This window comes from Clostridium sp. UBA1652, assembly GCF_002320975.1.
Taxonomy (GTDB): Bacteria; Bacillota; Clostridia; order Clostridiales; family Clostridiaceae; genus Clostridium_T; species Clostridium_T intestinale.
The window spans coordinates 1-20,715 of record NZ_DCLI01000055.1; the positions used below are offsets into that span (position 1 = coordinate 1).

The following is a 20,715-nucleotide window of genomic DNA, read 5'->3' on the forward strand; positions in this document are numbered from 1 at the left end:
TTCCTAACTTAATGACATTGCATAATAATATGGTTACATTTTTTTGTATAGGAATTAATTTAAATTTTTTGCAGAGGGCATAAAGTCAATTATTTTGTCTAAATATAGAATTGGAGTAGTTCATATAGTATAATAATACATAAAATGTATAAAGAAATACAAATAAACTAGATAATTAAGGAGGCAACTAATGAGGGGGCATTTATTTAAAGATACATTATTAATAAAGGAACTTGAAAAGAAAATACTGGTTCTTGATGGGGCAATGGGAACTTGTATTCAAGCATATAAACTTAAAGAAGATGATTTTAGGGGAGAATTATTAAAGGATTTTAATAAAGATCAAAAAGGTAATAATGATTTATTAAGTTTAACAAAGCCAGAGGTTATTAAAGAAATACAAAAAGCGTATTTAGAGGCAGGAGCCCATATAATAGAGACCAATACTTTTAACAGTAACGTGATATCACAAGAAGATTATGGATTAACAGATTTAGTTTATGATTTAAATTTCCAAGGAGCAAAAATAGCTAAAGAAGTAGCTAATGAGTTTTCGACTCCAGAAAATCCAAGGTTTGTAGCAGGTTCTATAGGGCCGACTAATAAAACCTTATCCATGTCTCCAGAGGTTGAAAACCCAGCATATAGAAGCGTAAGTTTTAAAGAAGTTTTAGATTCTTATAAAGTTCAGATAAGAGGATTAATAGATGGTGGAGTAGATGCACTTTTAATTGAGACTATATTCGATTCCTTAAATGCTAGAGCAGCTATTATTGCAGCTAAAGAGGTCTATGAAGAAAAAGGTAAGATTCTTCCTATAATGATTTCTGGAACAATAAATGATAAAGGTGGAAGAATTCTATCAGGTCAGACCTTAGAAGCTTTTGCTGTATCTATGAAAAGCGATTATGTAATATCTATAGGTTTGAACTGTTCATTTGGAGTTAAGGAATTAGTTCCATTTGTAAAAGAGCTATCTAAAAAGCAGGACTTATATATATCAGTATATCCTAATGCAGGGTTACCAAACTTATTAGGAGAATATGATGAGATTCCAGAAATAACTGTTAAGAATTTAAAGGAGCTATTAGATGAAAGTCATTTAAACATTGTAGGTGGTTGTTGTGGAACTACTCCTGCACACATTAAAGCTATATATGAACTTACACAAAACTATTCACCAAGAGTTATACCAGAAGTAAAAAGAGTAAGTTCTTATGCAGGATTAGAACTACTAGAAGTTAAAGAGGAAAATAACTTTGTAAATATAGGAGAGAGATTAAATGTTGCAGGTTCTGCTAAGTTTGCAAGACTTATAAGAGAGAAAAAGTATGAAGAAGCTTTAGCAATAGCTAGGGAACAGGTTGAAAATGGAGCCCAGGTTTTAGATGTAAACTTTGATGATGGACTTTTAGAAGGAAAAGAAGAGATGGATCACTTCTTAAAGCTTTTAGCATCTGAACCTGAAGTTGCAAGAAAACCTATTATGATAGACTCATCAAGATGGGAAGTAATTTTGGCAGGGCTTCAAGCTATTGGTGGAAAACCTATAGTTAACTCTATATCTCTAAAAGAAGGAGAAGAAGAGTTCTTAAAGAAAGCTAAGGTCATTAAAAGTTTTGGAGCAGCTACAGTTGTAATGGCCTTTGATGAAAAAGGTCAGGCTGATAATTATGAAAGAAGATTAGAGATATGCAAAAGAGCCTATGATTTATTAGTTAATAAGATTAACTTTCCACCAGAAGATATAATATTTGACCCTAATATACTAGCAATAGCTACTGGGATGGATGAGCATGATAATTATGGAGTAGATTTTATTAAAGCAACTAAATGGATAAAGGAAAACCTACCTTATGCAAAGATATCAGGAGGAGTTTCTAATCTTAGTTTTTCATTTAGAGGAAATAATGTTATAAGAGAAGCTATGCATTCAGTATTTTTATATCATGCTATTAAAGCTGGAATGGATATGGGGATTGTTAATCCAGGAATGATAAGGATTTATGATGATATTCCAGAGGAACTTCTAGAACTAGTTGAAAATGTAGTATTAAATAAGAAGCCAGGAGCTAGAGAAGAACTTCTTGAACTTGCTGAAAAGTATAGAGAGCAAGGTGGAAAACAAGAAGAAAAAGTAGAACTTTGGAGAAGTGAAAATATAGAGAAAAGACTTAGTCATGCAATAGTTAAGGGAATAAGCGATTATCTTGAAGAGGATTTAGAGGAAGCTAGAAAACAATATGATAAGGCTTTAATTATAATTGAAGGACCTTTAATGGATGGAATGAAAATCGTTGGAGACTTATTTGGTGAAGGAAAGATGTTCCTTCCTCAAGTAGTTAAGTCTGCAAGGGTTATGAAAAAAGCTGTAGAGATATTGATGCCATATATAAAAGCTGAAAATTCTAAAGGTGGATCTAAAGCAGGTAAGATACTTTTAGCAACAGTAAAAGGTGATGTTCACGATATAGGTAAAAATATAGTTGGAGTTGTATTAGCCTGCAATAACTTTGAAGTTATAGATTTAGGGGTTATGGTTCCTTGTGAGGAAATATTAAAAAGAGCAAAAGAGGAAAATGTAGATGCTATAGGTTTAAGTGGACTTATTACACCATCTTTAGATGAGATGGCACAGGTAGCTTCAGAAATGGAAAAGCAAGGGTTTGATGTTCCATTATTAATAGGTGGTGCAACGACCTCTAAAACTCATACAGCTCTAAAGATAGCACCTAATTACTCTAATGGAGTAATTTATGGAGGAGATGCTTCAAAAACTGTAGAGATTCTTAAAGAGCTAATGAAAGATAAAAAAGGATATTTAGAAAAGGTAAAAGAAGAGTATGAAAAAGCAAGAGAAAATTATAAAGCTATTTCTATAAAAAATGTTTCTATAGAAGAGGCTAAAGAGAAAGCTTTAAAACTTGATTGGAATACTGAAGTAATAGATAAACCTGAGTTTATAGGAATAAAAGAAATTAAGTATTCAGTTAGAGAACTTAGAGAATATATAGATTGGACTTTCTTCTTTATAGCTTGGGAAATGAAAAAAACTTATCCAGAAATTTTAGAAGATGAGAAGTATGCACAAGAAGCTAAAAAGCTATTTAAGGAAGCAAATGAAATGTTAGATGAATTAGAGAAAAATAAGAAAGTGTGCCCAAAGGGTGTATTTGGTATTTTTCCATGTAATTCTACAGGAGAAGATGTTGTTATTAACGATGAGAAGGGTGGAGTTTTAGAAACTTTCAATTTCTTGCGTCAACAAAGAGAAAAATCAGAAGGTTCATATTTATCCTTAGCTGACTTTATAGCACCGTTAGATAGCAATAGAGTTGATTATATAGGCGGATTTTTAGTGACAGCAGGTACTGAAGTAAATGAGTACGAAAGAGAACTTAAAAATAGCGGAGAAGACTATAAAGCTATTATGCTTAAACTTTTATGTGATAGATTAGCTGAAGCATCTGCTGAGAAATTACATGAGGAAATAAGAAAGGTATATTGGGGTTACTCAAAAGAAGAAAATATAACTAAAAAGGAACTATTCCAAAGTAAATATAGAGGAATAAGACCAGCTTTTGGTTATCCATCTTTAAAAGATCCTAAACAAATGGAGAAACTATTTAAATTATTAAATGGAACTGAGGTAACTTCTGTAACTTTAACTGAAAGCTATATGATGAACCCAGTATCATCTGTATGTGGATTATACTTTGGGGCTCCAAAATCAAGATATTTTGATCTTCTTAAACTTTCTAAGGATCAAATAGAGGATTATAGCAGAAGAACAGGTGAAAAGATTGAAGTAGTTGAGAAGAGACTTAATAACTACTTATTATAATAAGATATAGAAGGAATTTTAGGAGGAAGAGTATTCATGAGAAAAATTGTGATATTAGATGGAATAAGTATGGGGAATGTAGATTTTAGCTTATTAGATTCTTTGGGAGAAGTAACTTATTATGATTTAACAGAAGATAATGAAGTAGCTTCAAGAATTCAGGATGCAAATGTAATTTTAACTAATAAAGTTGAGTTGAATAAAGATAACTTGTCAAACGCAAAAAATCTTGAACTAATCTGCGAAATGGCAACAGGTTTTAATAATATAGATATTGAGTATGCTAAAGAAAAGGGAATAGCAGTAACTAATGTTGCAGGTTATTCTACAAACTCAGTAGCTCAGCATACTTTTGCAACTCTTTTACATCTATACAATGAAATAGCTTATTATGATGACTATGTGAAAAGTGGAAATTATACTAAAAGTCCTATTTTCACGCATATAGATAGAGAGTTTAATGATATCTCAGGTAAAACTTGGGGAATAATAGGTCTTGGTGCAATAGGAAGAAAGGTTGCGGCTATTGCTACTGCCTTTGGTGCAGAAGTTCAATATTACTCAGCGTCAGGAAATAACAACAATGCTGACTACACTAAGGTTGAGCTTGATGAACTTCTAGCAACTTCAGATATAATATCGATACATGCTCCACTTAATGATAAAACTTTAGGACTTATTAATTATGAAAACTTAAAAAAGATGAAGAAGAATTCAGTTTTAGTAAATATGGGTAGAGGACCGATTGTAAAAGAAGAGGATTTAGCAAAAGCTTTAGATGAGGGATTAATAAAAGGTGCAGCTTTAGATGTATTTGTTTCAGAACCAATAGGTGAAGATAGTCCTTTATTACAGATTAAAAACAAGGATAGACTTGTTGCAACTCCTCATATAGCTTGGGCAAGTGTAGAAGCTAGAGAAAAGCTTTTTGGTTATTTAGTTGAGAATATAGAAGCCTTTTATAAGGGAGAAAAGAAAAATAGAATAGTTTAAAAATTGATAATTGAGAATTAGTAGAGAAATAACTATTGCGTTTATTATTATTTATGGATTATAATACAATTAATCTAATTGGGAGGAATTTTATCCACCTAATTAGATTAATATTTTTTATAATATTTTAAATTTTGTAAATATATATGTTAAAATTCGATGATAGATATATTTTGGTGGTGGAGAAAATGGATCATTTTGATGCAATGATTAAATATCTAAATTCTAATATGTTAGACGATAATTATTCTAGAATAATACTCTATATTCTAAGAAATATGAAAAATTTTAAAGAAAATAGTATAACTGATATGGCTGAATTACTTTTCATTTCAGAATCAACAATTACTAGGTTCTGTAAATATTTTAATTTCACTTCGTTTAAAGAATTGAAAAAATTTGTTAACTACTTTTCAGAACAACATCAACTTTCTTTTTTATGTATGAATTTAAATGATATTAAGACATTAAAAACAGACACTGAAGTTTTTTTTAATGATTATGCAGATTCAATTATTGATTCTATTAGAGACGTAAAAACTTTTCTTGCTGTTAGTGAGCTAGATGATTTAGTGAAGAAAATACAACAATATGATAGAGTTGTTTTATTTGGTTTTCCAGAGTTCAATTCCCCATTAAGCAGACTTCAAGCAGGATTGCTGCTTGCTGGAAAATTTGTTGAAATGGGTGCGATAGAACAAAGACAATTAGAATTAGCAGAAACTCTTGATGAAAGGTCACTTGCTATTATTATATCTTCATTTGGAGGGTATCTTTCAGATAATTTTGAAATTACTTCAAAAATAATTTCTAGCAATTGTTATTCAGTTCTTTTAACTCAACATACAGAAAATTTGATAACTGAAAGGTTTGGAAATACTATAAAGATTACTTCGAAAAACTATTTAAGAAATGAAACATATCCTATGTTTTTAGTTGTTGATTATTTAATTAGAAAGTTTACAGCAGAGACTTTTAAATAAAGTTTAAAGATGCTACGAGTATCAATAAGATATATGAGCTATTTTGATTAGTTTTACTATATTAATTAATAGAATGATTATAAATGAATAATTAAAGATTTATTGGGACTTCTTAAGAAGTCCTTTTTTGTTTTAATAGGAGAATTTATTCTAAGAGCTTATATGATTAAACTTACATTAATAACATATTATGGTTTGAAACTTAGATTTATTTTCGCATAATCGAAAATGGAAACCTTTTAATGATTAGTAACACAATAAAAGAGAAAGCAATTTCAAATTTTATTATGATAGAATGAGGATGTAATAAAAATAAAGATGGAGGTTTTATTAATGAAAGAAAATATTAATATGTTTATAAACAAACTTTCTACAGGTATTGGAAACAATAAAATTATTAAGGCGATAACATCGGGATTAATGAGTACGATTTCAATAACCCTTGGAGTAGCCGCAATTGCTATTATTACTAATTTTCCTATTCAGTCATGGTTTGATTTGATGCAAAGTACAGGTATATATGATATATCAAATGAATTCATTGGTGCAACTAGTGGTTTGTTAGCTCTTTATATGACATTTGCTATTTCAGTTTCCTATGCATCAGAACAAAAAATGAATGGAACTATTGTGGGTGTTATTTCAGCAGCTTCTTTTATAGCTTTGATGCCACAAAGTTTAAAATCAGAAAGTGGGGAGATAGTTTCTGGACTGTCATTAGCCAATTTGGGAAGTAATGGAATGTTTGTTGGAATTATTGTGGCTATAGTTATTTCTTCTACATATGTGTTTTTAATGAAAAAGAATATTACTATAAAATTTCCAGAGTCGGTACCATCCATGGTTTCAGATTCATTAAGTCCAACATTTGTAGCTATAATTATTTTTACTTTCATATTTTTGGTGAAATTAATGTTTAGTTTAACACCTTATGGAGATATTTTTGTTGCTATAAATACATTTGTGACAGCACCTATACTGTCATTTAGTACATCTCCTTGGTCAATGATAGGTATGTTTACTTTAATGAATTTATTATGGTTTTTTGGAATCCATCCAGCTCCTATATTAAGTGTATATGAACCTATTCTAGTAAGTGCAACTATTGCTAATATAGCTGCTTATTTAGGTGGAGCAAGAGGGTATGATTTACCATATATTTATGTTCCAATGGTCTATTTGGCTGCTTACTTAGGTGGAGCTGGAAATACTATAGGGTTAGCAATTAGTATGCTTTCAGCTAAATCTGAGAGGTTCAAAGCTCTTGGTAAATTATCAATAGTTCCTAATATTTTTAATATTAATGAACCTATTATTTTTGGAGCTCCTATTATGTTAAATCCTATATTTTTTATACCACTAGTAAGTTCATCTTTAATAGGAGGAACAATAGCTATAATCTTTACTAAACTGGGAATAGGTTCACATATAAATCCTACAATGCAACTTCCATGGGTTACACCAAACATAGTTACAGCATACTTGAGTGGTGGGATTGGGGTATTCTTAATGGTCTTAATATGTATTGTTGTATACACTTTATTATACTATCCTTTCTTTAGAATAGCAGATAAACGTGCTCTTATGGAAGAACAAAATAGTAATTAGAGATAGATTGGAGATTGTATTATGAGTATTTTCACAGAAAATTTCATGTTTGGTGGTGCTATTGCAGCTAACCAAGTTGAAGGTGCGTATTTAACAGGCGGTAAGGGACTAAGTATTGCGGATCTTTTGGCTAGAGGCAATTCAGAACAATCAAGAGAATTTACGTTTAAAATCGATTTAGAAAAAGATTATCCAAATCAAAGAGGAATAGATTTTTATAATAAGTATAAAAAAGATATTGCTTTATTTGCAGAAATGGGAATTAAGTCTTTACGATTATCAATTGCATGGTCAAGAATTTTTCCTAATGGAGATGATGAAAGTCCAAATGAGGAAGGATTAAGATTTTATGATAATGTATTCAAAGAATTAGTTAAATATAATATTGAACCTATAGTTACATTATCACACTATGAAATTCCATATAATCTAGTAAAAAAGTATAATGGTTGGAGTAATAGAGAATTAATAAGGTTGTTCGTAAAGTATAGCGAAGTAGTGATTAAAAGATATGATGGAATTGTTAAGTATTGGCTGACTTTTAATGAAATTAATTGTGGTGTAATTCCAGCAGAAATGAAGTTGGTATCACTTTTGTCACTAGGAATGATTATAAAAGATGAGACGGACATGGAGCAAAAATGCATACAAGCAGTACACCATCAACTAGTTGCTAGTGCTAGAGTTGTTAATATGGCTCATAGAATAAACAAAAATAATAAAGTTGGGTGTATGTTAGCATATGCATCTATACAACCTATGACTAACAATCCAGAGGATGTTATTTTAGCTCAGCAAAGTGATTTGGTATATAACATGCTTTGTGGAGATGTTCATGTTAGAGGTGAGTATCCACCATATATAAAAAGATATTTAAAAGAAAATAATATTACACTTAAAATAACTGATGAGGACTTAAGTGTACTTAGAGAAGGATGTGTAGATTTCTACTCGTTAAGTTATTACTCTTCCTACACTGTAACAGCTTCAACTTCCAATAAAAAAACAAAGGGAAATATGATGGAGGGTGATACGAATTCTTATCTTGAAGCAACTGATTGGGGGTGGCCTATTGATCCAATTGGGCTAAGGTGGACTTTAAATCATTTATATGGTCGATACAAAATACCAATTATGATTGTAGAAAATGGACTAGGAGCTGTTGATGTTTTAAATGACAATCTTACTATAGATGATGAATACCGAATAAAATATTTGAGCGAACACTTGAAACAAGTAAAAGAGGCTCTTAAAGATGGAGTAGAGGTTTTAGGATATATGTTATGGACACCAATAGATGTTATTAGTGCCTCTACTGGAGAGATGAAAAAAAGATATGGATTGATTTATGTTGACTTTGATGATGAAGGGAAGGGTACAGGGCGTAGGATTCCTAAGAAGTCCTTTTATTGGTACAAGAAAGTTATTGAGTCAAAAGGTGAAGAATTATAATAATATAACATTTGAAGAAAAGAGGGATTTATATGAAAAAAACAATAATGCTAGTTTGTTCTGCAGGAATGAGTACAAGTATGTTAGTATCGAAAATGAAGAAAGCAGCTGAAGAAAAAAAAGTTGAAGCGGAAATTTTCGCATTACCTGCTTCGGAAGCAGTTACAAAACTTGAAACAACAGATATTGATGTTATGCTCTTAGGACCACAAGTACGTTTTATGGAACAAGATTTTAAAAAGAAGGTAAATGGAAAGATTCCAGTTGCTGTTATAGATACAGCAGACTATGGAATGATGAATGGCAGTAAGGTTTTAGATTTTGCACAATCATTAATAGAAGGGAAGTAGAGCTAGTGGAACAAAAAAATTTAGAAGCAATAATGGATTTAATCATTCATAGTGGAAATGCTAGAAGTGATGCAACGGAAGCTATTAAGGCTGCAAAAGAAGGAGATTTTGAATTAGCTGATACAAAGATAGAAAGTGCGGGGGCAGCTTTAATTAATGCACACCACGCTCAGACTAATATGTTAACAGAAGAAGCAAGTGGTAATAATATAACTATTACTTTATTAACAGTACATAGTCAAGATCATTTAATGACAGCAATGGCATTTACTGATTTAGCGAAAGAAATTATTGATATTTATAAAAAAATGTCAAAATAATTATTAGTATTAAAATAAAAAAGATGTTGGAGAATTTGATTCCAACGTCTTTTTTTGTTGCCATTATTGTAGAAAAAAATTACAATAAAAGGGGGACTATATCAAGTTTCACTTGCTTCTAGGGATGGAGGAATGCTATATGGCTAGAGGTAAATTTCAGATATTAATCAATGAAGGAATTAGGCTTAAAAAAGAAAATAAATTTAAAGATGCTATAGATATGTTTACAAAGGCAAAAGAAGAAGCTTTAGAAAAGGATGAAGAACTAACTTGTTTAGTTTCTATGATAGATTGTTCAGTTAACTTAGAAGACTATGAATTAGCTGAAAAATTATGCTTAAAGGTACTTCTTAAGTTTGGTGAAATAGAAGATGCATACCTTAATCTAGCGTATATTAAGGAACAGCAGAGACAATATATAGATTCATATAGAAATCTACAAAATGCTTATATAATATCAAAAAAAGAAGTTTATAAAGAAAACTTAGATTCTAGGTGTTTAACTTGGGAAAAAGAGCTTTGGATGGAGTACAAGTACAATATAAGTAGTTTAGAATTTAAAAAAGCATCAGAAAACTTAGAGGACTTATTTTGTTTAATTGCTATACAAGGGCAGGGAGAAATAACTAAAGAAGAAGCATATACTAAGTATATATCTTTATTAATTCAAACTAAGGAACATTCTAGAATCTATAATTTGAGAAACAGACTTAGATCATTAAGGATATCGGAAGAAGATATAGAAGAATTAATAGACGAAGAGTACTTTTTTAAAAAGATTAAAGCCTCTCTTAATGATAAAAGCATATATTTTATGTTTATTGACTTTTTATTAATAAAGGAAAAGAAAAGCCTATATTATCTTGAAAAATTAAAATTATCAATGGAATTTTTAGATAAAGAATATTTCAAGTGTTTAGTGGAAAAATACTTACATAGAACAAAAGATGAAAAAATTAAAAATAGAGAAAAAGAATACAAAGTTGAGATGGAAATATACGACTTAGCCTATAATTATTTGTTAAATGATTATGAGGAATTAGCTAAGGCGATACAAGAGGAATTAAGTGAACTAAGAAAAGTTAAATAGTATAAATATAGTAATTATGCTATAATATTCTCAAAACAAAAATAGGGAAGTGGCTATTTTATATAGTCACTTTTATACTCTATCTTAGATATTTAGCGAGAGACTTAATAGTATAGGAAGTGATAATATGAATAATATAACGGTAAATGATGTGTTAGATCAGACACCACCTGGTGCTGCAGTACCTTTAGTGGTTAATTTTAATGGGAAAGATGTACCTTTTATATTTATAAAAGACTACAAAGATCTATTAGACTATATTAGCCAAGAGGTAGATATAAGAATAAAAACTGCCTATATTGAGAATAAAAAAGTTACCATACTTTTGATTTTAATTAAGATAGGGGAGGTTGAAGAAAGTATCTATGATATGTGGTTTGATTATGGAAATAAGGTTCAAAGAGATTTTCTTCAAAAACTTTTACATGAAGAAGAGATAGTTCTTGATGTAAGAGATGAAACTAACGAAAGGTTATGCTGTCTTAGTATTAACAACGAATTAATTTTGCCTATTGAAGAATATGTTCATAGAGTTAACAAAATAAAATTAGTAAAAGGTGAAACTGATGGGAATGTGATTTTCCTTCAGAATGTTGAAAAATATAATTATTGGAATGAAGATGATGTAGCTGACCTTTTAGAAAATGTATTTATGGATTATGAAGATTTAGAAGAACTTTGGGATAATTTTTAACCAATATATATAGGAAATCATAAATAATAAAAGAAAATATGAGTAAATTAAGATTAGTTTAGTATAAAGTAAGCTGATCTTATTTTTTCGCCTAATTTTGGATTATATATTAACATTTAAAATGTGATATAGTATTTATTGGTTAATATATATAAAACATCAAGTTTAGTAAAAGTAAACAAATGAAAAAAGTTTAATAAATTAAACTTGAAATTTAATATTAGTAAACAAAATATATATAAATATATATAAAAGTTTATATAAATAGGATTTAAGGAGGTTTTTATGTTATTCGCTGTGTTACTACAAAAATATTTATGTAACATATAGGACATATTAAATATTAATGGAGGGATTAAAATGAAACTAGAACAATTGGGAAGACACATTTTAGTTGAATATTATAATTGCGATAAGGACTTACTAAAGGATCATAAAATAATCGAAGAATATATGAGAGAGGCAGCTATACGATCAAAGGCTACGATAGTGACTAGTTGTTTTCACAGGTTTAATCCCTGGGGAGTTAGTGGTGCAGTAATAATACAAGAATCTCATTTAACAATTCATACATGGCCAGAATATGGTTATGCGTCTGTAGATTTATATACCTGTGGAGATACAATAAATCCATGGGATGCATTTGATTACTTAGAAGATGTACTAAAAGCAGAAAGAAGTGAATCTACAGAAATTGCTAGAGGAATGGTTGAGAAAATAAGAAATTATTCTAAGGTTCAGGACGAAGTTATAACTTTTAAACCTATGGATGTTAAATAGTAGGAGGAACAAAGATGGAATTGTGGTATACAGAAAATCAAACTGAAAATGTTAAATTTTCAATGAAGGTAAAGGAACATATATTTACAGGACAAAGCGATTTTCAAAAAATCGATATTATAGATACTTATGAGTTTGGAAGAGTTTTAGTTATTGATGGATGGACAATGGTTACTGAAAAGGATGAGTTTATTTATCATGAAATGATAACTCATGTGGCGTTAGGAGTTAATCCTAATATAAAAAGGGCTTTAGTAATAGGTGGAGGAGATGGAGGTACAGTTAGAGAACTTACATCTTTTAAAAATATTGAAGAAATTCACATGGTTGAAATAGATCCAGTGGTTGTTGAGGCATCTATAAAATACCTACCTTTTACTTCAAGTAAACTTTCTGATGAAAGAGTTAAGGTCTTTTATCAAGATGGATTAGAGTATGTTAAAGATAAGGAAGATTATTATGATATAATAATTGTAGATTCTACAGATCCAATAGGGCCTGGAGAGGGACTATTTACAGAGTCATTCTATAAAGACTGCTTTAAGGCTTTAACAAAGGATGGAATTATGGTTAACCAATGTGAAAGTCCATATTATCCTAATAACGCTAGAGAAATGAAGAGATCATATAGTAAGATTAAAAATATCTTCCCTATATGTGAAGTTTATCAATATAACATGCCTACATATGCATCAGGACATTGGTTATTTGGATTTGCTTCTAAAAAATATCATCCTTTAAAGGACTTTAAAGGGTTTGAATTTAAAGAAAAATTAAACTATACTAAATATTATAATGAGGATATTCATAGAGGTTCATTTGCTCTTCCTAATTACGTTAAAAATAATTTGGAAAAATAGGGTTGACATTTATATGGAATTAGTATAATATTTTACTAAAATATCAAAGGCGATGAATGAGAGTAGTAAGAAGAAGAGTTTTTTAGAGAGCAGTCGGTTGGTGTAAGTCTGCAGATGAATTTTCTGAACTCGCTCAAAGAGCTGTGAATTGAAATTAAGTAGATTCAACCGGTTAATAACCGTTATTTTAATTAAGTTATAAGTTTGGATGGTACCGCGCCCTTGCGCTCCAATATGGAGTGTTAGGGCGCTTTTTATGCTTTAGGAGTTTGTAATAATTTCATGTATATTTATAAAGTTAAAAAGAAGCTGAGAACTCTACCGTCCAATTTCAAATAAAAAAGGGGGCTAAACTATGAAAAGAGAAGGATTTAAAAAGTATAAGCAGTATCAAAATGTAGAATTAAAAGAAAGAAAGTGGCCGAGTAATCTCATAACTAAAGCACCAATATGGTGTAGTGTAGACTTAAGAGATGGTAACCAAGCGCTTAGAAATCCTATGAGCTTAGAGAAAAAGATGGAGTTTTTTAATCTCCTTGTTGAAATGGGGTACAAGGAAATTGAAATAGGTTTTCCAGCAGCTTCGCAAATAGAATTTGATTTTACTAGACATCTTATTGAAAATAATTTAATACCAGAAGATGTTACTATACAAATATTAACTCAGGCAAGAAGAGAACTTATAGAAAAGTCCTTTGAAGCTCTTAAAGGAGCAAAGAAGGCAGTAGTACATTTATATAACTCTACATCAGTAGCACAAAGAAGAGTTGTGTTTAATAAATCTAAACAAGAAGTTATAGATTTAGCAGTAGAAGGAACTAAAATTATAAAGGAATTAACAAGAGAATATCCAGAAACTAAATTTACCTTAGAGTATTCTCCGGAAAGTTTCAGTGGAACAGAATTAGAGTATGCATTAGAGATATGTGATGCAGTAGTTAAGGAGTGGAAACCTACTATAGAAGATAAGGTTATTTTAAATCTTCCTACAACAGTAGAGATGTATACACCTAATATATATGCAGATCAAATAGAGTGGTTCTCAAATAATATAGAAAATAGAGAATGTATCATACTTAGTTCTCATCCTCATAACGATAGAGGAACAGCAATTGCAACTGCAGAACTTGCTATGCTTGCTGGAATAGATCGTATAGAAGGAACTCTATTTGGTAATGGAGAGAGAACTGGGAATGTAGATTTAGTTACTTTAGGATTAAATCTATATACACAAGGGATAGATCCAGAGATAGATTTTGGTAAGATAGATAATGTAGTAGATATATATGAAGATTGTACCGAGATGATTATCCCAGAAAGGCAACCTTATGCTGGGGAACTTGTATACACTGCATATTCAGGTTCTCATCAAGATGCTATTAATAAAGGACTTGTTGATTACAAAGAGGGCGGATACTGGGAGGTTCCATATCTACCTATAGATCCTAAAGATGTTGGCAGAAATTATGAAGCTTTAATTAGAATTAACGCTCAATCAGGAAAAGGTGGAATAGCCTTTATCATGCAAAACTATTATGGATTTACTATACCTAAATTTATGCAAAAGGATTTAAGTTTAGCTATTCAAAACATTGCAGATAAAAGTGCAAAAGAAGTTAATGCTGAAACTATATTAGAAGCCTTTAAAGATAACTATTTAAATATACCGGCTCCACTAGTCTTAGAGAGCTTTGAAATCAGTAGTAAAGAGTTTTCAAGTCAAGACATATGTATAAAGGCTGAGATGAAAAATAATGGTGAGAAGGTTAATATAACAGGTTCAGGTAATGGGCCTATAGATGCCTTTGTTCATGCCTTAAATGGACTATTTGGAGGATGCAAGGTAACATCATATACTCAGCACTCTTTAGGAAGTGACTCAAATGCAGAATCAGTTGCATATATTGAAATAACAGATGACAAAAATGAAAGTTATTATGGAGTAGGAACAGATAGTAATATCATATTAGCTTCCATAAAAGGAATAATAAGTGCAGTAAATAAAAGGATAATAAAGTTAAGTTAAGAATTTGTAACATATTTTTAATAAAAACACCAGAAATTTTCTGGTGTTTTTTATATTCAAACCAAAGGAATTTATGATATTATGTTAAAGTGAGGTGGTTTAATGAAAAAAGGAAGAGGACTTAAAATTTTAGCTACGCTTATGGTTATAATGCTAATAGGGGCTTTAGGGTCAGTATATGCTCTTAAAAAGTACAACAGATACAAGTTAGAGCAGGCAAGACTTAAAAACATAGCAATAACTAAGGATATAGTTAGATTGTATGTAGATGAAGCTGATAAAATGGGTGTAGAAAAGATTCAGTTAAATTGGAAAGAGCTTGCAGCAATTAGTGCTGTAAAAGCAAATAATTACATAGTAAACGTTGATGAAAATGAAATAGAAAACATAGCTGAAAGTTTTATAATAGAAAAACAGTCAGGCGGCAAAACATATTACGGCTCAAAAGATATGCTAGAGGTAGCAGCGGATTTAAAATTTGATGATAAGCAAACAGCAAGAGTAACATCATATTATGAACAATTAGATGAGATGGGACTATATTCAGAGAATTTAAAGAAAGACTCACCTCAAAGAATGTTTGTTGAAAGCATTAAACCTTATGCAATAGAGGTTTATGAAAAGTATGGGATATTACCTTCTATAGTAGTTGCACAAGCTTTCTATGAAAGTCACTGGGGAGAATCAGTATTAAGCCAACAGGCAAAGAACTACTTTGGCATAAAGGCTGATACTAGTTGGAAGGGAAAAAGTGTAACTATGGAAACCACAGAGTTTCATAATGAAAAAATAAAAGATAAATTTAGGTTATATGACACCGTATCAGAGTCTTTTGATGATTATGGTAACTTTTTAACCACTCATCCTAGATATAGACAGGCGGGGGTTTTTGAGGCGAAAGATTATGAAGCTATGGCAAAGGCTTTAGAAAAAGGTGGATATTCAACAGCACAAAATGCAAAAGGTGAAAAGGTATATGCTATAGATATATACTCTATAGTAAGGGCAAATGATCTTATGATACTAGATAGCATTGTATTAAAAGATAAATTTAATAAACAGTTTGGAAATAGTTAAGGGTTCGAGTTGAACACTTAACTATTTTTTCATTAGTAGACTAGTTTAAAAGATTTTTCTTTATTCTCTAAAGGAACTTCCTTTGAACTTATGTCATCAACAGAAGAAAAGCTATTTCCTTTATAAAGTTCACTTATTAGTTTAAGAATATGCTCTTCGTCTCCTTGAGCAAAAATTTCAACATTTCCATTGGATTGATTTCTAACTGTTCCAGTTAAATTAAGGGTGTTGGCTTTAAGAAGTACAAAATATCTAAAACCAACTCCCTGAACTCTACCAGAAGCAATAATATGATATCTTTTCATAATTACCTCCAACCTTTAATAATAAAATTATATCAAAAAGTTTCATAAAAGGAAAAATAAAAGAGAAATATTTTAATATTTGAAATTTACAGAATATTTGGTATAATATTAAGTAGACTGGAATATGGAGGAATTTATGACTATGATTGAGAAAAGTTTTGTTCTAATTAAACCTGATGCAGTTGAAAGAAATTTAATAGGAAAGATATTGGACTGTTATGAAAGTAATAATCTAAAAATAGTAGCTATGAAGCTTTTTAAAGTGGATAAAAGCTTAGCTGAAAAACACTACGAAGAACATAAAGAAAAAGCATTCTATGATAATCTTATAAAATATATAACAAGAAGTCCTTTATGTGCTGTGATTTTAGAAGGTGAAAATGCAGTAGAGGAAGTAAGAAGGATAAATGGAGCAACAGATCCAGAAAAGGCAGAAGAGGGAACTATAAGAAAGCTTTTTGCAGTTAATAAAACTGAAAACTCAGTACACTCATCTGATTCTAAAGCTAGTGCTGAAAGGGAAATAGCACTTTGGTTTTAAGCTATTTAATAACATATAAAAAACGGATTCTTTTAAGGAATCCGTTTTTGTTTTAATGACTTTTTATTTCAAGCCATGCATCATCATAAAGTTTTATCTTATCTCCTAAATCTATAAATACTTCACATTTGTCTAAAATATCTTCAGTAGGATAAGCAGCCTCATCTTCTTGAGTTTCTTCATCTAGAAGCTCGTAAGCGGCAGCGTTTGGAGTAGAGTATCCAATATACTCAACGTTTTGTTTTGCATTTTCTGGGTCAAGCAAGAAGTTTATAAAGGCTTCAGCTTCTTCTTTATGTTTTGATCCTTTAGGAATTACCATAGTATCAAACCACTTGTTACTTCCTTCCTCAGGAACCACATAAGCTAAGTCAGGGTTCTCTTCCATCATATAGATAGCATCTCCAGACCAAACTGTAGCTAAAGCAGCTTCTCCACCTATCATTCTATCCTTAACTTCATCAACAACATATGCCTTAACTAAAGGTTTTTGTTTAATTAACTCATCTTTAGCTTTAGTTATTTCTTGTGGATTAGTAGAATTTAAAGAATATCCTAATCTTTTAAGAGAAATAGCTAGGGTATCTCTTATAGAGTCAAACATCATTATTTCCTTAGTATATTTAGGATTCCAAAGAATGTTCCAAGAATCTACAGGGTCATCAACCATAGTTGTGTTGTAGATTATACCAACTGTTCCCCACATATATGGTACAGAATATTCATTATTAGGGTCATATGAAAGACCTTTATAATCTTCATCTATATACTCATAGTTAGGAAGATTGTCAAAGTTAAGTTTCTCAACCATATCTTCTTTAATCATTTTCTCTAACATGTAATCAGATGGTACAACTATATCATAGTCTGAATTACCACCTTTTAGTTTTTGATACATTATTTCGTTTGTATCATATTCTTCATAGTTTACCTTTATGCCTGTCTCTTGTTCAAACTTGTTAAGAAGATCTCTATCTATGTAATCACCTACGTTAAATACATTTAGGGTTTTAGTAGCAGAGTTACTCTTTCCAACAAATACTAAAGTAGAAACAAGTACAACAATAGCAAGAGCAAAAGCTAAGGCTCTATTGTTATTTTTGTTAGTTACTTTCTTAGTTTTCTTTTCAGAAGTTAACTCTTTCTTATTTACAAGAAGTAAAAGAGAAAGTACTGTAATAAACATCAAAGTTGAAAGTGCATTTATTTCTGGTTTAATTCCTCTTCTAGCCATTGAGAAAATCTCTATAGAAAGATTTGAAACTCCTGAACCAGTAGTAAAGAAGGAAATTACAAAGTCGTCTATACTCATGGTAAAAGCCATCAAGAAACCTGCTAAAATACCTGGTTGTATTTGAGGAATTATTATCTTTCTTAAAGTATAACTAGGTGTTGCACCTAAATCTAAAGCTGCATCCGTTATATTAACAGGCATTTGTTTAAGTTTAGGTAAAACAGATAATATTACATAGGGTATATTAAAGGTAATATGGGCTAAAAGCATTGTTTTATATCCAAAAGTAAGACTAAAGAATACAAATAAACTCATCAAAGCTATACCTGTAACTATATCTGGGTTAAGAACAGGTAAGTAGTTTATGTTTAATAAAATGTTCTTAAGTTTACCTTTCATATTAAATATACCGATAGCTGCAATAGTACCTATAATAGTTGCTATAGTTGCTGATGATAAAGCTATAAGTATGGTGTTATATAAGGCTCTTAGAATCTTATCGTTGTGAAGAAGCTCTATATACCACTTGAAGGTAAATCCTTGCCAAGATGCCATGGATTTAGAATCATTAAAGGAAAACACTAATAAAGCAAGTATAGGTGCATATAGAAATAAGAAAATTAAAAACATGTACACTTTTGAGCTTATACTTTCTAATCTTTTCATTATAAAATAGCACCGCCTTCCTTACTGCTGTCACCTTCATATCTAGACAGTATAGCCATAGATATAAGAATTATTATCATCATAAAAATTGAAATAGCAGATCCAAAATTCCAATCTCCTATATTCGTAAATTGCTGTTCTATAAGGTTACCAACTAACATGTATTGTCCACCACCTAGAAGGCTTGAAATTATAAAAGTTGATACAGCAGGCATAAATACCATTGTTATACCAGACATTACCCCTGGGATTGATAGTGGGAAAATAACCTTTTTAAATACGATTGATCTATCTGCACCTAAATCTGCAGCAGCATTTAATAAATCAGAATCAATCTTTATTAGTACTGTATAAATAGGAATAATCATAAAAGGTAAAAAGTTGTATATCATTCCTAAAATAACAGCAGTATCTGTATAAAGTATATCTATAGGACCTAAACCTATCTTCATTAAAAGAGTATTTATGATACCATTTTTACCTAAGATAGAAAGCCAAGAATAGGTTCTAAGTAAAAAGTTCATCCACATAGGAAGAATAATGAGCATTATAAGCATATTTCTACTACTAGCAGCTTTTTTAGAGATTATATAAGCAATAGGGTAGCCTAAAACTAAACAAGCTAAAGTTGAGATTAAAGCTAAGCTTAAACTTCTTCCAAAAACCTTTAGGTATTGAGTTGAAAATAGTTTTTGATAGTTCTCTAAGCTAAAAACATAAGAATCATCAACTTTTATAGTAAAGCTGAAAAATAATACTATAAGTAGTGGAATAACTATAAATAGAATACTCCAAACTAGGTAAGGATAAGCTGCAAGTCCTTTTCTCTTATTCATTTTCACTCACCTTTCTCATTATGTGAATATCTTCTGGGAATATATTCATTCCTAGAACATCTCCAACTGAAGCATTTTTAGTATTATGTATTATCCATCTTCTATCAGCTTCCATAAGTTCTATCTCATAATGAACACCTTTAAAAATTACTGAAGTTACAGTTCCAAATAACATTCCTTCTTCCTTGGAAGTTATCTTTATATCTTCAGGGCGTATTACCACTTCAATTTCTTCATTTTCTAAGAAGCCCTTGTCCACACATTCGAAATCTTTATTGCAGAAGTTTACGTTAAAATCTTCTTTCATAATTCCAGGTAAGATGTTACTTTCTCCTATAAATCTTGCTACAAAAGAGTTTGCAGGTTCATTATAGATATCTTCTGGCGTTCCCATTTGTTGAATTTTACCGTTATTCATAACTATAATTTTATCAGACATAGTTAATGCTTCTTCTTGATCGTGAGTTACAAATATAAAGGTTATACCTAACTTTTGTTGAATCTTTTTAAGTTCAAGTTGCATTTCTTTTCTAAGTATTAAATCTAAAGCACCTAAAGGCTCATCTAGAAGCAAAACTTTAGGTTCGTTTACTAAAGCTCTAGCTATAGCAACTCTTTGCTGTTGACCACCTGATAAGGAGTCAATACTACGATTTTCAAAGCCATCAAGAGAAACTAATTTAAGAATATTTTTAACTTTTTCATCTATTTCATCTTTGGAAAGCTTTTTTATTTTTAAACCAAAAGATACATTATCATATACATCCATGTGTGGGAATAATGCATACTTTTGGAACACAGTATTAAGAGCTCTCTTATATGGAGGAATATTATTAATAACTTTCTCTTCAAAAATAATGTCGCCTTTATCAGCTGATTCAAAACCTGCTAATATCTTTAAGGTTGTTGTTTTTCCACAACCACTAGGACCTAAAAGAGTCAAAAACTCATTTTTCTTTACACTAATACATAAGTCATCTAATACCTTATGCTCATCATAATTTTTTGATACATTTTTAATTTCAATAATGTTTTCTGACAAAACAAACACCTCTT

The 20,715-nt window shown here is 30.3% G+C and carries 18 protein-coding genes and 1 other annotated feature; of the genes, 14 read left to right on the forward strand and 4 right to left on the reverse strand.

Features of this window, described 5'->3' with window-relative positions; translation table 11 throughout:
- Window positions 1-190: 190 nt before the first annotated feature.
- From metH to B3N22_RS10735, 13 genes are all read left to right on the forward strand, one after another.
- Window positions 191-3,844, forward strand: a complete 3,654-nt coding sequence (metH, locus tag B3N22_RS10675; protein ID WP_286906950.1) for a methionine synthase — start codon at window positions 191-193, stop codon at window positions 3,842-3,844.
- A 36-nt stretch (window positions 3,845-3,880) separates the two neighbouring features.
- A complete protein-coding gene (locus B3N22_RS10680; protein WP_286906951.1) occupies window positions 3,881-4,837 on the forward strand; it encodes a D-2-hydroxyacid dehydrogenase in 957 nt (318 codons plus the stop codon).
- 188 nt (window positions 4,838-5,025) lie between these two features.
- Window positions 5,026-5,820 carry a MurR/RpiR family transcriptional regulator gene (locus tag B3N22_RS10685; RefSeq protein WP_286906952.1) on the forward strand — a complete coding sequence of 265 codons (795 nt, stop codon included), beginning with the start codon at window positions 5,026-5,028 and terminating at the stop codon, window positions 5,818-5,820.
- Between the two features lie 333 nt (window positions 5,821-6,153).
- A complete protein-coding gene (locus tag B3N22_RS10690) occupies window positions 6,154-7,428 on the forward strand; it encodes a PTS sugar transporter subunit IIC (RefSeq protein ID WP_286906953.1) in 1,275 nt (424 codons plus the stop codon).
- Window positions 7,429-7,449: 21 nt separating this feature from the next.
- Window positions 7,450-8,880 carry a glycoside hydrolase family 1 protein gene (locus B3N22_RS10695; protein WP_286906956.1) on the forward strand — a complete coding sequence of 477 codons (1,431 nt, stop codon included), beginning with the start codon at window positions 7,450-7,452 and terminating at the stop codon, window positions 8,878-8,880.
- A 32-nt stretch (window positions 8,881-8,912) separates the two neighbouring features.
- Entirely contained in the window at window positions 8,913-9,230 is a 318-nt protein-coding gene (locus B3N22_RS10700) for a PTS sugar transporter subunit IIB (RefSeq protein ID WP_286906958.1), read from the forward strand.
- Between the two features lie 32 nt (window positions 9,231-9,262).
- On the forward strand, window positions 9,263-9,550 hold the full coding sequence (locus B3N22_RS10705; protein WP_286906960.1) for a PTS lactose/cellobiose transporter subunit IIA: 288 nt from the start codon (window positions 9,263-9,265) through the stop codon (window positions 9,548-9,550).
- Between the two features lie 139 nt (window positions 9,551-9,689).
- Window positions 9,690-10,640: a hypothetical protein gene (locus B3N22_RS10710; protein WP_286906962.1), complete on the forward strand. Its 951-nt coding sequence runs from the start codon at window positions 9,690-9,692 to the stop codon at window positions 10,638-10,640.
- 127 nt (window positions 10,641-10,767) lie between these two features.
- A complete protein-coding gene (locus B3N22_RS10715; protein ID WP_238902388.1) occupies window positions 10,768-11,334 on the forward strand; it encodes a hypothetical protein in 567 nt (188 codons plus the stop codon).
- A 360-nt stretch (window positions 11,335-11,694) separates the two neighbouring features.
- A complete protein-coding gene (speD, locus tag B3N22_RS10720; protein ID WP_021801253.1) occupies window positions 11,695-12,114 on the forward strand; it encodes an adenosylmethionine decarboxylase in 420 nt (139 codons plus the stop codon).
- Window positions 12,115-12,128: 14 nt separating this feature from the next.
- The gene (speE, locus tag B3N22_RS10725) at window positions 12,129-12,974 is read left to right on the forward strand and encodes a polyamine aminopropyltransferase (protein ID WP_238902387.1); all 846 of its coding nucleotides are present in this window, start codon (window positions 12,129-12,131) and stop codon (window positions 12,972-12,974) included.
- Between the two features lie 43 nt (window positions 12,975-13,017).
- Window positions 13,018-13,209, forward strand: a binding site (T-box leader).
- Window positions 13,210-13,329: 120 nt separating this feature from the next.
- On the forward strand, window positions 13,330-15,000 hold the full coding sequence (gene leuA, locus B3N22_RS10730) for a 2-isopropylmalate synthase (RefSeq protein ID WP_286906965.1): 1,671 nt from the start codon (window positions 13,330-13,332) through the stop codon (window positions 14,998-15,000).
- A 102-nt stretch (window positions 15,001-15,102) separates the two neighbouring features.
- Window positions 15,103-16,077, forward strand: coding sequence for a glycoside hydrolase family 73 protein (locus tag B3N22_RS10735; protein WP_286906966.1), 975 nt, complete (start codon window positions 15,103-15,105; stop codon window positions 16,075-16,077).
- 32 nt (window positions 16,078-16,109) lie between these two features.
- Here B3N22_RS10735 and B3N22_RS10740 read toward each other — a convergent pair whose 3' ends face one another.
- Entirely contained in the window at window positions 16,110-16,382 is a 273-nt protein-coding gene (locus B3N22_RS10740; protein WP_286906967.1) for an acylphosphatase, read from the reverse strand.
- A 142-nt stretch (window positions 16,383-16,524) separates the two neighbouring features.
- On the opposite strand from B3N22_RS10740, the gene ndk reads away from it, so the two are divergent.
- Window positions 16,525-16,923 carry a nucleoside-diphosphate kinase gene (gene ndk / locus B3N22_RS10745; RefSeq protein WP_286907017.1) on the forward strand — a complete coding sequence of 133 codons (399 nt, stop codon included), beginning with the start codon at window positions 16,525-16,527 and terminating at the stop codon, window positions 16,921-16,923.
- Window positions 16,924-16,975: 52 nt separating this feature from the next.
- Here the strand turns inward: ndk and B3N22_RS10750 are convergent, their stop codons facing one another.
- The 3 genes from B3N22_RS10750 to potA are packed head-to-tail and all read right to left on the reverse strand — an operon-like array spanning window position 16,976 to window position 20,701.
- Window positions 16,976-18,823, reverse strand: a complete 1,848-nt coding sequence (locus B3N22_RS10750; RefSeq protein ID WP_286906969.1) for an extracellular solute-binding protein — start codon at window positions 18,821-18,823, stop codon at window positions 16,976-16,978.
- The gene (locus B3N22_RS10755; RefSeq protein ID WP_286906971.1) at window positions 18,823-19,659 is read right to left on the reverse strand and encodes an ABC transporter permease; all 837 of its coding nucleotides are present in this window, start codon (window positions 19,657-19,659) and stop codon (window positions 18,823-18,825) included. The genes B3N22_RS10750 and B3N22_RS10755 overlap by 1 nt, the downstream gene beginning before the upstream one ends.
- The gene (gene potA / locus B3N22_RS10760) at window positions 19,652-20,701 is read right to left on the reverse strand and encodes a spermidine/putrescine ABC transporter ATP-binding protein (RefSeq protein WP_238902381.1); all 1,050 of its coding nucleotides are present in this window, start codon (window positions 20,699-20,701) and stop codon (window positions 19,652-19,654) included. The genes B3N22_RS10755 and potA overlap by 8 nt, the downstream gene beginning before the upstream one ends.
- Window positions 20,702-20,715: the final 14 nt, after the last annotated feature.